This window comes from Spirosoma pollinicola (genome assembly GCF_002831565.1).
GTDB lineage: Bacteria > Bacteroidota > Bacteroidia > Cytophagales > Spirosomataceae > Spirosoma > Spirosoma pollinicola.
In genome coordinates, this window is the sequence record NZ_CP025096.1 from 1,568,294 (window position 1) to 1,583,967 (window position 15,674).

A 15,674-nucleotide genomic window follows, 5' to 3' on the forward strand; every position below is an offset into this window, starting at 1 on the left:
ATGCCGAAAATGAATGACACTAACTGAATCATAGTTTGTAGCTAATAACTAGTCAACGTTAACTGGCCAGAAAATTAACAGCCTGTTTCAAGGTTCGCTCGTTATGGCTTTCGGGGTCCGTGTAGGAGCGTTCGCCAACTTCAATAGTAAGTTCTTTACCAACAAGTTGTTTCGTATCGAGGTCTTTACCTTCCTGAGCCGTTACACCCACCTGATCGAACAAGCTGATGATAGCGGGCATACCTGCTGGTGACTGATAAAATCGGTGCGATACATACCCTTCATCGTTCTCGAATCGGACAGCAAAAAAAGGAATACCTTTATACTCACTGGACCCTTCGTCGATATGAGTAATGGTAACCTGCTGCTGTCCATCAGGCAATAATGCCTTATCCTGTCCTTTTTCTACTGCGATTTTCATAGTGTTGAGATTGTGTTTTATTTATATTATAAACAGCTTGTTAATTGATTTGTTTATAAAAATAGTTTGTTTCGATGAAGAATAGCGGTGAAGATGAATGAAGTTCAGCGTACTATTTTGATTTTATATATTTTAGTTGTATTATATTGCTTGTGTTGCATCGCAGCTTTAGTGATATCCGGGTAAATTGAAAACAGGAATCACACATGTTGCAAGGCATTTTCTGGCGCTTGGATGCCGATGGATTCTTTCTAAATTAGCGTTGTTTAAACGGATACAGAAACTTTAGCGGTCTCGGGACGTTAACGAATTGAAGCGGTAAAATTTATGAAGTCAATTGTTGCACTACTACTGGCCGGTCTGATGTTGGGAAGCAGCTTGCTCCCCGGTTTCAGTATTGACCAATCGGCCAAGTGGGTCGAGCTGGTGCAGCATTACGACCAACACCGCCGGGCCGATACGCATCTGGGCTTCCTGGATTTTCTGGCTATGCATTACGGGGCCAATTCTGAGCATCAGAAACACCCCAATCACAGCCATCAGAACTTACCGACGAGCGGGCATGTCGTGCCTGTATTCTCACCCAACGTTGTTCGCCTTCATTTTTCCTCGGCTATCAGCACTATTTTGCTCAGCAAGGCCGATTTTTTCAGCAAGGCCGATCTGTATTCCTTTTTAGGGGTATTCTCCCTCATTAATCCGCCCCGACGGTAAGACTCCGGCTTTTGTAAGCCTCTTTGCGCCCGTTCGGCTGCATTATTCGCCCTGATTGGGCCAGTTTCTCTATTTCATATCTCCAGAAATAAACTGACGCTCAGGCGTTAGCGGTCCGTATTTCGTATGCATCTGTACGCCCGACAGATAGCTGCTATCTGACTATTATCCTATCTTATGTTAAACGCAATCATTCAATTCTCCATCCGCAACAAGCTGATTATCGGCCTGTTTTCTATAGCCCTGGTGCTTTGGGGCGGCTGGTCGGCTACGCAGCTACCTATTGATGCCGTTCCCGACATCACCAATAATCAGGTACAGGTCATTACCAGTAGCCCGTCATTGGCTGCCGAAGATATCGAACGTCTGGTGACGTTTCCCGTTGAAGTAAGCTTGTCAAATATTCCCGATCTGGTCGAAATTCGCTCGTTTTCACGCTTTGGATTGTCAATTGTTACGGTGGTTTTTACCGATGCTACCGACGTTTACTGGGCCAGACAACAAATTGCTGAGCGACTACAGAATGTAGTCAATCAGATTCCGCCGGGTGTGGGTGTGCCGGTAATGGCACCCGTAACAACGGGACTGGGCGAGATTTTCCAATATACAGTTGCTCCAAAGAAAGGTTATGAATCGAAATACTCATTAACTGATCTGCGCACGATTCAGGATTGGACCATTCGGCGCGGGCTGTTGGGTACGCCCGGTGTGGCCGATGTGAGCGGTTTCGGGGGGCTGATGAAACAGTACGAAATTGCGGTTGACCCCGACCGGCTGCGTAGTCTCGGGATCACTATTACCGAAATTTTTACGGCCTTACAGCAGAACAACCAGAATACGGGCGGTGCGTACATCGACAAAAAACCGAATGCTTACTTTATCCGCTCCGATGGCCTGATCAGTTCGACCAACGACATAGCCGACATCGTCATTCATTTGAATGCACAAGGATTACCCGTACGGGTTCGCGATGTGGCCGGGGTGACAATGGGCTCGGCGGTTCGTTACGGGGCTGTTACCCGAAATGGCACAGGCGAAACCGTTGGTGCCGTTGTGATGATGATCAAAGGCGAAAATTCGTCGGCAGTGATCAAGCGAGTCAAAACCAAAATTGCCGAGATTCAGAAAACTCTGCCCGAGGGCGTTCAGATTGTGCCGTTTCTGGACCGCACAAAAATGGTGGATAGTGCCATTGGTACTGTTGAACGCAATTTGCTGGAGGGTGCCGCCATTGTCATTTTTGTGCTTGTTTTGCTGCTGGGAAATTTCAGGGCTGGTTTTGTCGTGGCCTCGGTAATTCCACTGGCGTTGCTGTTTGCCATTTCGATGATGAATCTGTTTGGCGTATCGGGCAATCTCATGAGTCTGGGGGCTATTGACTTCGGCCTCATTGTGGATGGGGCCGTTATTATTGTTGAAGCAACCCTGCACCACATTACTCTTCGAAACAAGGATAAGACCCTCACGCAGGATGAAATGGATGACGAGGTGTTCCTCTCGGCGGCTCGGATACGCTCTTCGGCGGCTTTTGGGGAGATCATTATCCTGATTGTGTACCTGCCAATTCTGGCATTGTCGGGCATTGAAGGCAAGATGTTCCGGCCAATGGCGCTGACAGTGGCTTTCGCTATTCTGGGCGCGTTTATTCTGTCGATTACCTATGTGCCCATGATTTCGGCCCTGATGCTGGACAAGAAAATCGTTCATAAAGAAACGTTTTCGGATAAGATCATGAAACGCCTGTATCGCTTTTATGAGCCAGTGCTCTTACGCGCCTTAAAGCATCGGCTACTGATTTTGCTGAGTGCAGTAGCTATGTTAGGGCTGGCGGTTTTTCTTTTCAGCCGGATGGGGGGTGAATTTATTCCGCAACTGGATGAGGGCGATTTTGCCGTTGACACCCGAACGCTAACCGGTAGCTCCCTGTCTGAAACGGTCGATGCGACTCTGAAAGCCGAACGGATTTTGCTCAACCAATTCCCCGAAGTGGAACAGGTAGTGGCCAAAATTGGCTCCGGCGAGATACCAACCGACCCGATGGCCATCGAAGCCGCCGATCAGATGGTTATTTTGAAGCCTAAAGATGAATGGACATCGGCAACCACGCGCGACGAACTGGCCGAAAAAATGGCCAAAGCCCTGTCGGTTATTCCGGGCGTGACCTTTGGTTTTCAGCAGCCGGTGCAAATGCGGTTTAACGAGTTGATGACAGGAGCGCGTCAGGATGTGGCGCTGAAAATATATGGCGACGACCTAACGCAACTGACAAAACTGGCCGCCGAAGTGGGACGGCTGATTCCCACCATCAGCGGAGCGCAGGATTTATATGTGGAACAGGTTGGGGGATTGTCGCAGATTCTGATCAAACTCGACCGGGCGCAGATTGCCAAATTCGGCTTAAACGTGTCTGATGTGAACCGGATTATCAATACAGCATTTGCGGGCCAGTCGGCGGGGCTGGTTTTCGAAGGTGAAAAACGGTTTGATCTGGTTGTTCGACTTGCCGCCGACAAACGGCAGAGTGTGGATGATATTCGGAATATGTACATCGCCACGCCAGCCGGACCAATGGGTCCAGCCGGTCAGATTCCGCTCAGTCAGGTAGCCACAGTCACGATGGAGCAGGCACCCAATCAAATTCAGCGCGACAACACGCACCGGCGCATTACGCTGGGGTTCAACGTGCGCGGTCGTGATGTAGAAAGTATAGTGGCTGAATTACAGCAAAAGGTGGGGCAGAAAATCAAGTTTCCACCCGGCTATTACATTACCTACGGAGGGCAATTTCAAAATCTGGTCGATGCCAAAAAACGCCTGACTATTGCCGTTCCAATTGCCCTGGCCCTGATTTTCGCGTTACTCTTTTTTACGTTCAACTCAATTCGGCAGAGCTTACTGATTTTCATGGCCATTCCGATGGCGGCCATTGGCGGGGTCTTTGCCTTGCTTCTGCGCGATATGCCTTTCAGTATCTCGGCGGGTGTGGGTTTCATCGCTTTGTTTGGTGTTTCGGTACTCAACGGCATTGTCCTGATCGCCGAATTCAACCGACTTCGTCACGAGGAAGGGCTTACCGACATGGTTGAAATTATACGACAGGGGGCTGAGGTTCGATTACGTCCCGTAATCATGACTGCACTGGTGGCTTCCTTTGGGTTTATTCCGATGGCTATCTCTAATTCGGCAGGGGCGGAGGTGCAGAAACCACTGGCCACTGTGGTTATCGGCGGCTTGCTTACAGCTACACTGCTCACACTCATTGTATTACCTATTCTGTATTCGCTGATGGAAAAGAAAGCGGTTGAAAAAGAAGCGAAAGCTGCCACTAAGAAATCGCCAGTTGTTACGACAATTGTCCTGTTAACTCTTCTGGCAATAGGTGTTAAGTCGCAGGCGCAAGGTGTGCAGATGCAAACCATCACCCTCGATCAGGCACTTCAACAGGCTGGTAGCCGAAACACACAGCTACAGATTGCGGGTCTGGGGGTAAACCAGCAACAAGCGTTGCGCAGAACGGCTTATGATGCCGGTCGACTATCGGCAACGGCCATGCTGGGTCAATACAATAGTCGCCGGTTTGATAATAACCTGACCGTTACGCAATCCATTCCGAATCCAACACTGATGCGCCGACTGGCCAGTTTGAATGACGAGACGGTAGCCGGTCGGGAAGCGGGCGTGCTGGTGACGCGCAATGATGTACAGTATCAGGTTAAGTCGGCCTATTACGATCTGACTTACCTTTACCAGAAAAGCCAACTTTTTCGGCAGCAGGATACCGTTCTGACCGAATTCGTTCAGGCGGCCAATCTCCGCTTCAAAACCGGCGAAACAGGCAGTCTGGAGAAAGCGACCGCCGAAAGCCAACTGGCCGACCAGCGGGTACGATTGGCGCAGAATGAGGCCAGTCGGGTGGGGGCCCGTACCCGGTTACAGACGCTACTCAACAGCCAAACGCCTATAGACGCATCCGATCAGGCACCGGTGAAGTTGTCGCTTCAGGTTCCTACGGATACGGCCAGCCTCAGACAAAATCCGCTTTTGCGTCAGTTAACCCAGCAAATCAGGGTGGCTCAGCAAACCCGACTGGTTGAACAGGCTCGGTTAAAACCCGATTTTCTGGTCGGGCTGTTTTCGCAAACGCTTGTTGGTAATCAATTGATTGACGGGCAGGAGTTATATTTTGGGCCGGGCTACCGGTTCAATGGGGGGCAGGTTGGTATTTCGTTGCCCTTGCTGGGACAGGCGCAAAAAGCCCGGATAAATGCCGCCCGTATTGGTGAGCAAATCGCCCAGACTGAGTTGCAGCAGCAGCAATTTGCCCTAAGTCAGCAGGTAACGCAGGCAGTGCAGCAATATGAAGCCTATCGCAATGCGCTCACCTATTATGAACAGAACGGCCTAAATCAGGCCAGTCTGATTCAAAACAACGCCCGACGTGCGTTTAGCAGTGGCGATATTGGCTATGTGGAGTTCTCACTGGCGCTTCAGCAAGCCCTTACCATCCGGTCAAACTACCTTGATCTGCTTAACCAATACAACCAATCAGTTCTTTACATCAACTACCTGATGGGCAACTCCTAAGCCCATCGCCATTCATTCGCACTCCTATGAATTCTCCAATAGTAATACGTTATTCCGTTCGCGTTGCCGTTTTGTTCGTCAGCGTGGTAGTCAGTTTGTCGGCTTGTAAATCGGGCAACTCGCCGGAAGATGGCGGGCAAACCACGGCCGAGGCAAAATCGCCAACGACGACTAAAGATTCCAGTCAGAAAGAGACTCCCAACGGGCCGGTCGTGGTTTCGTTGAGTAAGGCTCAGTACGACATGGCCGCTATTCAGTTAGGGCAACCTAGCCTGAAACCGCTTAGTGCTACGCTAAAAGTTAACGGAGTTTTGGATGTACCCGCCCAGAATCTGGTGTCGGTATCAGTGCCTGTGGGGGGCTATGTCCGTCAAATTCAGCTTGAGCCGGGCATGCGGGTACGCAAAGGGCAAACGCTGGTCGTTCTCGAAAACCCTGAATATATCCAGCTCCAGCAGGATTATCTGGATACCAAAGCCAAACTGGAATTTGCCGACCTTGAGTTTGCCCGTCAGCAGGAATTAAGCCGGGATAATGTCAATGCGCTGAAGATATTCCAGCAGGTTCGGTCTAACCGGCAAAGCCTGCAGGCGCAACTGGCTGGCATGGCCCAGCGACTAACCATTTTGCACATCAACCCCGCCACATTGACTCCCGAACGCCTGACACGTACCATTACAGTGCCCTCGCCCGTGTCGGGATACATTACCGATGTGCCTACAAACAATGGTCGCTTTGTGAATCCGTCTGATGTGGTGGCGCAGATTACCAACGTTGATCACCTTCACGTTCGATTGAGCATATTTGAAAAAGACATAACCCGTATTCATACTGGTCAGGTAGTTCGCTTTGGCATGGGGGGCGACGTAACGCTGGAACATCAGGGCACGATTTTTCTGATCGGCAAATCCATTGCTGCCGATCGCACCATTTCGGTGCTGGCTCACCCGGAGGGCGATGCCACTCATTACATTCCGGGGGGCTATATAACCGGTCAGGTCGACATAAAAACGCAGCCATTGCCCGCTTTGCCCGAATCGGCCATTATTGGATATGGCGGTAAGTCATATGTGTACGTGCTTGAACGCAGGGATACAAAAACAGGCGAGTATCATTTTCGACAGGTGGAGGTGAAAACAGGTGTTCGTGAGAACGGTTATATCGCTGTCACGTTACCCAGTGATATTGACCCGCAAAAAACGCCAATCGTCATTAACGGCGGTTACGGGTTGCTGTCAAAATTGAATAATAGCGAAGAGGAGGAATAGGGAGATGCCGGACGTTTTTTTGACAGTATTAACAGGATGGGCAAGATTTTTGGTTAATAAAAACCCTGTCCATTTTGTCAAAAAAACGTCTGGACATTACTGAATTTTTGAGCATCACAGCGCAGCCAGTCACAGCGGTGAACGGTTGACAGCTCGAAAAAAATAATCACATCGGCACTACGTGCATAACGGTTCCCATTGAGCCTTTATGTATTTAGTGCCGATGTGGTTATTTTTTTTTGTTTGAATTAGTGATTGACTATCAGCGATTTGTGTTAAAGCGCTTTAGGAGAATAGCGTCCTGAAAAGATTTTTTTTAGCCCTCATGCAACCTCAATACAGCCTTCTTACATCTTCCTGTCAACTAACACAAAGAATACAACCACAAGAATAGACAACGTCAATTTTCCTAAACCCTTACTTTGATTACAGCCATGAAAACGGTCAAACACCTCCTCACCACAGCTCTTATCGCTGCTTCTGTCGCTTCATTTGCTCAAACGACTACGGTTACCATTACTACCGATTCAACTGTGTCAACGACTCGCCCTCGTAAAACAATTGAGCGTGTTACCTCCGATTTTAGTGTCTATGTCGGTCTGAACAATTTCGCCGGATCGCTGCCAACGGGCTACGATTTCAACCCGATCGGTTCGCGCTTTGTCGCCCTGTCCTGGCAGAAACGCATTCCGCTTCTGGTGAAAGGCGCTACTAAACTTCGGCTGGTGGCTGGTCCCGAAGTGGCCTGGAACAACTTTATGTTCGAGCGCTCTTCCGAAGCAGGACGTAACATGCTGGTCGAGCGTAACAACCAGCTCAGTATCGAACAGGCTGATGTTGACCTGCACAAATCGAAACTCGTAACGGCTCAACTCAATTTGCCCGTCATGGTCAATGTAGCGTTTCGGTCGGGCCTGACACTGGGCGTAGGTGCTTACGCTGGTATCCGGTTGGACAGTTATACGAAGGTGAGACCCGAAGGTGGCTCAACAGTACGCACGCATGGTTCCTACAACCTGAATCCTGTTCGCTGGGGCCTGACAACCGAACTGGGTTTCCGGGGCACCTCTAAGTTATTCTTTCGTTACGAACCCAGCAGCGCATTCCGCTCAGGTCAAGGTCCAGATGCAAGCGTGTGGGCAGTGGGGGTGAAACTATGACCGGGATTTTAACAAGATTTAAACGATTTTTCAAGATTACTGGCAAGATTTAAAATCTTGTAAGTCTTGTCGATCCGGCAGGAGTTCTACGAAGCCGCCCAGTGGTTCAGACATTGACCGGAGCAATCTGACAGCAAAGCGATAATCTTGAAAAATCTTTTGAATCTTGTTAAAATCCCGGTTCGGATATGCAACGGTTCCCCATTCTCTTGTGTCTTTCTCCTGAATTCCCTTCACAATTACTAATTCCCCGTTAAAATCCGCTTATCCTGCCGTTCAGACCGCTTGTGTAAGAACAGGTACTTTGTGATGCCCACTACCTACCTTTACATTGTACTTCTGAACGGAAGAACAGCAACCTCCTGAAAAGTCTATTATTATGAAAACTTTTTTATCCTTTTCTATTTTAATTCTACTTGCTCTATCTACTGCATTCGGACAAGTTCTGACACGGGGTACAGTAAATGGGCAAGTGGGCTCTGTGGCAGGCAAACCACTTGAGTTTACAACGATGATGCTTTTGAAAGCCAATGATTCCACCCTGGTGAAAGGAGCCATTAGCGATGTAGACGGAAAATATACATTTGAAAACGTAGGTGCCGGAAACTACTTGATAGCCGCGCAACAAATAGGATATCGCAAAACGTATAGTGCCCCGTTCGCTGTCGATGAGACTCATCCGGCGGTTTTCATGCCAGCGATTACGATGAGTGACGAAACCAAAAATCTGACCGAAGTGAAGGTGATAGCAACCAAGCCTTTCATCGAGCAACAGGTAGATAGGACCGTCATGAATGTTGAAAATAGCATTGTATCCAGCGGAAACACGGCGCTGGAAGTGCTGGAAAAAGCCCCCGGCGTAACCATCGACCGCCAGAATGACCAGATTCAGCTGAAGGGTAAAGCAGGTGTTATCGTTTATATTGACGGTAAACAGACTTATCTCTCGCAGCAGGAAGTGTCGAACCTGCTCAAAAATACACCCAGCGACAATATTGCGACGATTGAGATCATCACTAATCCAGGCTCCAAATATGACGCGGCCGGTAACTCGGGGATCATCAATATTAAGATGAAGAAGAATAAGAATTTTGGTACCAATGGCACGTTCATTATCGGTACAGGGTATGGCTGGGTGAAGAGCCTGACAGGTGCCCGCGACGACCTGCCGAAATTCAATACCTCACTAAATCTCAATCACCGGGAAGGTAAACTTAATGTGTTTGGTAACTACAGCTACGTGAATCGGCAAAGTGCCCAGAGCAACGAAATCAACCGGGCGATTCCATTCAATGGCAAGACGACGTACTTCGATCAGTACTCGTTCCGGCCCAACCAGTTTGCCGGGCATTCCTACAAAGGTGGTCTTGACTACTTTATCAACCAGAAAAGTACGATTGGCGTACTGGTCAACGGATTCTCGAACGACTGGCGGTCGGCAGGGCAGAACAACACGTTCATCAGCGACCAGAATCGGGTGCTGACCAGCAGACCAACAACCAAAACCGACGCTCGGGAATTTATGTCGAACCTGACGGGAAACATCAACTACAAGTACGATTTTGACGGAAAAGGGCACGAGTGGACGGTAGACGCCGACTATGTTCACTACGGTGGTAAAAACAGCAACAACCTGAGCACGATCTACTATAATCCAGACAATACCCTGAACCGCCCGAATCAGGATGTGCGCAACAACATGCCATCTACGATCAATATCATGGCGTTCAAAACGGATTATGTACGCCCATTGAAAAATGGCAGCAAGCTGGAAACGGGTCTGAAAAGCAGTTTTGTCAACGCCGACAACAACACGATTTACGATACACTTCAACAGGAAAACCGGACATGGTTGTTTGATGTCAGCCGCTCGAACCAGTTCAAATACACCGAGAATATTAACGCGGCCTACATTAATTACGCGGGTAAGTTCGGTAAGTTGAAAGTGCAAACGGGCCTTCGGGCAGAGCATACACACTCAACGGGAACATCGGTAACGCTGAACCAAACGGTCGACCGTAACTACCTGAATCTATTTCCAACGGTTTTCCTGTCCCGTCAGCTTGATACAAATAGTGTGCTGAACCTGTCGTATAGCCGCCGGATCGACCGTCCTGATTACCAGAACCTGAATCCATTCGTATTCTATCTGGACCCGTACACGTATCAAAAGGGAAACCCGTTTCTTCGGCCACAGTACACCAATTCGGTTGAGCTGACCCACGTTTATAAAGGTGCTATTTCAACAACGCTTGGGTTCAGCCGCACAACGGACTTTATCAATCAGGAAACACCCCGGCAAATTGCGGCCCAGAATATTACCTATGTAACGCCCGAAAACCTGGGTCACATGGACAATCTGAGCCTGAACGTCAGCTTTCCGGTGCCCATCACGAAATGGTGGCGGATGCAGAACAACATAAATTCGTATTATCAGAACTACCAGACGGTATACTCAGAAACCCCGTATCAGGTGAAACTGGTGGCTTTCAATCTATACTCGTCCAACAATTTCACCCTGAGTAAAACCCTGTCGGCTGAGGTATCGGGCTGGTACAACTCGGCTTCACAATACGGTTTCTACCGGGCGCGTCCCATGGGGGCCTTCAGCGTAGGGGTGCAGAAAAAAGTAATGGATGGTAAAGGCAACATTAAACTGAATGTAAATGACCCCTTCTGGCTGAACCATTTCAGTGGTCGGGCTGCTGTTCAGGATATTGATTTTCGGGTTGCATCGCGCTGGGAGAGCCGTCGGATTATGCTGACGTTCACCTATCGCTTCGGAAATCAGAACGTAAAAGGTGCTCGCGATCGTAATTCAGCCACATCTGCCGAACAAAACCGGGTGAAAGGCGGGAATTAGAAAGATGTATATTTTGTGCCAAATAGCCTCTGGCTGTTTAAGTTGAAGACTAGTAGATAGCCAACTGATTAGCCGAAAGTCGGCTCAAACAGCCAGAGGCTGTTTGGTACAAAAAGCTTATAAATAACGGACTTAGTTTAGGTTAAGAAAATGGGAAAGCCGCCCTCGGATTGAGGGGCGGCTTTTTTGTGCCCTAACTTTTTGACCTGTCTGGCACATCAAAGGGCTCAATTCATCATTTGGGGCGTCTCAAATCTTTTTTGGGGCGAAGCCATGGGTATAACCCGCCACCTTTGAATCGTCAATCTCAACCGATTCAATAGTATGGCACGCTTCTTTACACTTCTTTTCCTGATACTGACGATCGGCTCGACAATCGCTCAATCGCTGACGGGTTTTGTACTTGAGTCAGCCAATCGACCGGCTTCATTTGCCGCAGTCAAACTTCTCCGGGCTGGCGACTCCACGCTCGTAACAGGGGCCATTACGAACGAAGCCGGTCAGTACACGTTTACGAATATCGCCGAGGGTCGTTACTACGTGAAGGCATCTCTTGTGGGGATGACCAGTATAAAAAGCCAGGTAATTGCTATTCGTGTTGGTCAGTCGGTAGCGATGGAACCGCTTACACTCGCGATTGTTGACCAGCAACTGACTGGCGTAGAGGTGCGAGCGAAACGGGCACTTGTTGAGCAGCAGGTTGACAAAACAGTGCTGAACGTAGCTGCCGATGCCACGGCTCAGGGCAAAACCGCCTATGAACTATTGCAGCAGGCTCCCGGTGTTGTCATTGACCCGAATGACAACATTCGGATGGCTGGTAAGCAGGGTGTCAATGTATTTATCGACGGCAAGCCAACCAATCTGTCAGCCGCCGATCTGGCTAACCTGCTCCGGGCCACACCCGCAGCCAGCATCGACAAAGTAGACCTGATCACAAACCCCTCAGCCCGCTTCGATGCGCAGGGTGGAGCCGGTATAATTAACCTCCGGTTCCGGCGCGACAAAAGGCTGGGCGTAAATGGCAACGCATCCGCTGGATATGGCCAGAGCGATCATCATCGTGCCAATGCTGCCCTCGACTTGAACTACCGGGCCAAACGCGTTAATCTATTCGGCAATGTGGCGGTAAGTGACAACTTTCAGATCACCAACGTACGGTTGGATAGACGAACGGGTGGTTCGCAATTCCTCCAGCGTGGCTACGATTCCGACGGCACCAGGGCGATTGTTTATAAGGCCGGAATCGACTACGCCATTAGCAATCAGCGCTCCGCAGTTCAGCAAACTATTGGCTTTATCGTATCGGGTAATACAGCTGCCAACCGGTTCGGTACGTTCACCACTACGAATCTTGTAGATAGTCAGAACAGACTGGATTCGAGCATCGCGAACCAGGCAACAAACGGCACAACGGCCCAGCCTGCCCGCAACAATCGGACTAATGCCGCTCTGAATTACCGCTATACGGATACATTGGGACTGGAACTGGCGCTGGATGCGGACTTAACCCACTTTTCTACTACCTCGCCCAACCGGATCACGAGTGCCTATAGCGATGGAACCGGCCAGCCGCTGTTTAGTCGGCAGCGACGGTTCGACGCCAGTACAACCATTACCATACTTACTTTGAAAGGAGATTTTGTGAAGGAATGGAAAGCGCGTCACCTGAAACTCGAAACGGGGCTTAAACACACGGATGTATCTACTAATAATGACCTGCTTGCGTTCATTGGCACAGAGCCTGAGCGCCCCGATATAGCTCGCACGAATCGGTTTACCTATCGGGAAATTGTAAACGCCGGGTACATATCGCTGAACCGGACAATGGGTAAGTGGTCGGTTCAGGGTGGTTTACGGGCCGAACATACCTCCGTAAAGGGTCGATCTACAGATTTGCTCCAGCAAACGATTCAGCGTCCTGATACCGCCTACCTGAACCTGTTTCCAACAGCCTTTGTGCAGTATAGGGCTACCGATAACAGCCAGTTTGGTGTCAATTATGGCCGTCGCATCGGGCGACCTAACTATCAGGATATGAACCCGTTCATCTATCAGATTGACCCGTATACCAGTCAGCGGGGTAACCCATATCTGCGGCCTACATACACCCACACCCTCGAAGCCAGCTACACCTATAAGTGGGCGTCGACGCTTAAGCTGGCCTACAGCCGTACCCAGGGATTTACGACCGATGTAATCAGGCAGGAGGGACTTACCGCCTACCAGACGGTTGCCAACGTAGGCCGGGTCGATGCCCTGAATGTATCCGTTAGTTCGCCTTACCAATTTACAAAATGGTGGAATACCTATGTGTATGCCGGGGCCACCTGGAACCGGTTTACGGGGAATCTGTCGCCATCAGAATCCTTCGATCAACGGGCGTTTGCTTTCGAAGCTTATATGCAGCACTCGTTTACTCTATCGAAACGCTGGTCGGCACAGGCGTCGGGATTCTGGAGTGCGCCAACAACGCAAACGATCTACCGGGTGGGTGGCCTGGGTGCGGTAAACCTGAGTGTACAGAAGAAAATAATGCAGGAGCGCGGCAAACTTACACTCGGGGTCGATGATCTTCTGAATACCATGCGCTGGAGGCAATCGGCTGATTTTCAGACACAGCAATTTAACATCGACCGTAAATGGGAAAGCCGCCGAATTACGATCCGGTTTACCTATCAATTTGGCAGCCGTGATATTAAGGCCGCTCGTGAACGTGAAGCTAATAGCGATGCCAGCCGCATTAAAGTGAAAGGAAATTTATAACCAGATCATAAATATAGTGTCATGAAAATCATCCCCTTAGTTCTATCGCTGTTGCTCGTAATGAGCCTTTCTTCGGCTAGCTTCGCTCAACAAACGGCTACTGCTGCCGTTGCCCGTGTGGCTTTTACACTTCGAAATAATCTTGGCTATCACCGGATGTTTCGGGCAGAAGGGCCGGGTATGGCATACGGGTTTACCATGAACCGTAATGAATCGACGCCCAAAAATTGGCCCGTCGGCAGCAAGTTGTATTACAGCAAAGACGGCGAGACGACCGAAGAACTGATTCTGTCTGTAACCGCTGATGATGCGGGCAAAACACTGCTGACAGACCCCAAAACGACGGGCCATTCGCCGGTCAACACTGTGACGGTACGCTTTCGGAATAACAGCTTGCTACCCCATAAAGTAATGATTATCACGTATCGGCCCGACGAAACGGGCAACGGCACGCAAGGCATCATGTTAATGTCTTATAGTAGTACGTCACAATCCCTGCCAGTAGGAACTAAAGTGTACTTTGCTGATAATAAGCAGGTCGATGTAGTAATGAGTGGAAAGCGAATCGACGACGAAAAGCCTTTTTTGACTGTTCGAAAGGCCGATGCCGGAAAGACGTTTGATATTTTTCAGTAGAGAAACAGGCTGTATCTTGCTCCTAAATACACTGACTAATGACGTTTGACTTCAATCTCTACTCATCCCCCTTATTATTTGGTTTTGTACAGGGCTGGATCTATGCCGCTCTGTTATGGATACGGGCCCGGCGCGAAGAGCGACTGTCTGACTGGTTGCTAGGCTGGGTACTCGTGGGCTTGAGTTTGAATATTTGGGAGTATATGCTGGGATTTGGAGGTATTGAAATCCTCTGGCGTGAACTGGAGTTTTTTCCCCGGACGCTGGGGTATCTTTTTCCCGCTTTATGCTATTTCTATCTCAAAAGTCAGGTTAACGCCGACTTTCGGTTTACGCGACAGGAGGCCTGGCATGCCCTTCCGTTTCTTATTCAGGTTACCTACCACATCGGTATTTTCTCGATGGGGCACGAATTCGTAGAACGCTGGAAAACGACGGTGCAGTACCCGTATCATCTGGATGATCTGGAGTTTATAGTGGGTATTGGGTTAGATGTATATTACCTGATTTTGTCTTTGCGGCTATACCGACACTATCGGGCCTGGATCAAGACGCAATTTTCCGAAACCGAAACCATAAGTTTTCTCTGGTTTCGAAACTTCCTGATTACCCTTACGGCCACCATGCTGTTCAGCCTGTTCATGACGTTCCTGAGTCTACTAATAGGCCTTGATTTCTGGCAAAACTGGTGGGACGAACTGGCGGGTGTAGCCCTGATTTATTACGTAAGTATCCACGGCTACGCACAGGCACAACCCGGTCGGCGATTAACGTTTGAGCCTGTCCCAGTGGAGCAAGTCTTGATTGCCGAACCCTTTTCAGACCCAGTACGGGTACTAGAAAGAGAGTCTGTGCAGATCAATGGTCGTGTTGAAGGGCAATCGACAAAATCACTAACCGGACTGCCAACGGATCTGGTACCGTGGCGTGATACGTTACTTACCTACATGGACAATGAACGTCCTTACCTGGACCCTGACTTATCGCTTATTGATCTGGCTCGGCGACTCAAAACCAACGCGTCAATTCTGTCGCCGGTCATCAATGCCGGAACGGGAAAAAACTTCAATGATTTTGTGAATCAGTACCGTGTCGATGCTTTTAAACGACAGGTTCTCGATCCCGCCAATAGTCACTTGAGCTTGCTGGGTATTGCCCTTGATTGCGGCTTTAACTCAAAAGCTACCTTCAACCGGGCCTTCAAGAAACTGACCAGCCAATCGCCAAGGGAGTTTGTCGAGTCTAGGGACCAATGAGTTGTA

Annotated in this window: 9 protein-coding genes; 8 read left to right on the forward strand and 1 reads right to left on the reverse strand. The window is 49.4% G+C overall.

Going from position 1 to position 15,674, the window contains the following annotated elements:
* Nucleotides 1–58: 58 nt before the first annotated feature.
* Nucleotides 59–421 (reverse strand): hypothetical protein, encoded by a 363-nt coding sequence (locus CWM47_RS06675; protein WP_100987246.1) that lies wholly within the window; start codon nt 419–421, stop codon nt 59–61.
* A 327-nt stretch (nt 422–748) separates the two neighbouring features.
* On the opposite strand from CWM47_RS06675, the gene CWM47_RS06680 reads away from it, so the two are divergent.
* From CWM47_RS06680 to CWM47_RS06720, 8 genes are all read left to right on the forward strand, one after another.
* Nucleotides 749–1,135, forward strand: a complete 387-nt coding sequence (locus CWM47_RS06680; protein ID WP_100987247.1) for a hypothetical protein — start codon at nt 749–751, stop codon at nt 1,133–1,135.
* A gap of 177 nt (nt 1,136–1,312) precedes the next feature.
* The gene (locus tag CWM47_RS06685; protein ID WP_100987248.1) at nt 1,313–5,719 is read left to right on the forward strand and encodes a CusA/CzcA family heavy metal efflux RND transporter; all 4,407 of its coding nucleotides are present in this window, start codon (nt 1,313–1,315) and stop codon (nt 5,717–5,719) included.
* A gap of 26 nt (nt 5,720–5,745) precedes the next feature.
* Nucleotides 5,746–6,987, forward strand: coding sequence for an efflux RND transporter periplasmic adaptor subunit (locus CWM47_RS06690; protein WP_100987249.1), 1,242 nt, complete (start codon nt 5,746–5,748; stop codon nt 6,985–6,987).
* Between the two features lie 434 nt (nt 6,988–7,421).
* Complete coding sequence (locus tag CWM47_RS06695) at nt 7,422–8,147, forward strand: outer membrane beta-barrel protein (RefSeq protein ID WP_100987250.1); 726 nt, start codon at nt 7,422–7,424, stop codon at nt 8,145–8,147.
* Between the two features lie 379 nt (nt 8,148–8,526).
* Nucleotides 8,527–11,010 (forward strand): outer membrane beta-barrel protein, encoded by a 2,484-nt coding sequence (locus CWM47_RS06705; protein ID WP_100987252.1) that lies wholly within the window; start codon nt 8,527–8,529, stop codon nt 11,008–11,010.
* 324 nt (nt 11,011–11,334) lie between these two features.
* Nucleotides 11,335–13,776 (forward strand): TonB-dependent receptor domain-containing protein, encoded by a 2,442-nt coding sequence (locus CWM47_RS06710; RefSeq protein ID WP_100987253.1) that lies wholly within the window; start codon nt 11,335–11,337, stop codon nt 13,774–13,776.
* A gap of 21 nt (nt 13,777–13,797) precedes the next feature.
* On the forward strand, nt 13,798–14,412 hold the full coding sequence (locus tag CWM47_RS06715; protein WP_100987254.1) for a hypothetical protein: 615 nt from the start codon (nt 13,798–13,800) through the stop codon (nt 14,410–14,412).
* Between the two features lie 38 nt (nt 14,413–14,450).
* Nucleotides 14,451–15,668: a helix-turn-helix domain-containing protein gene (locus CWM47_RS06720; protein WP_100987255.1), complete on the forward strand. Its 1,218-nt coding sequence runs from the start codon at nt 14,451–14,453 to the stop codon at nt 15,666–15,668.
* Nucleotides 15,669–15,674 lie beyond the last annotated feature (6 nt).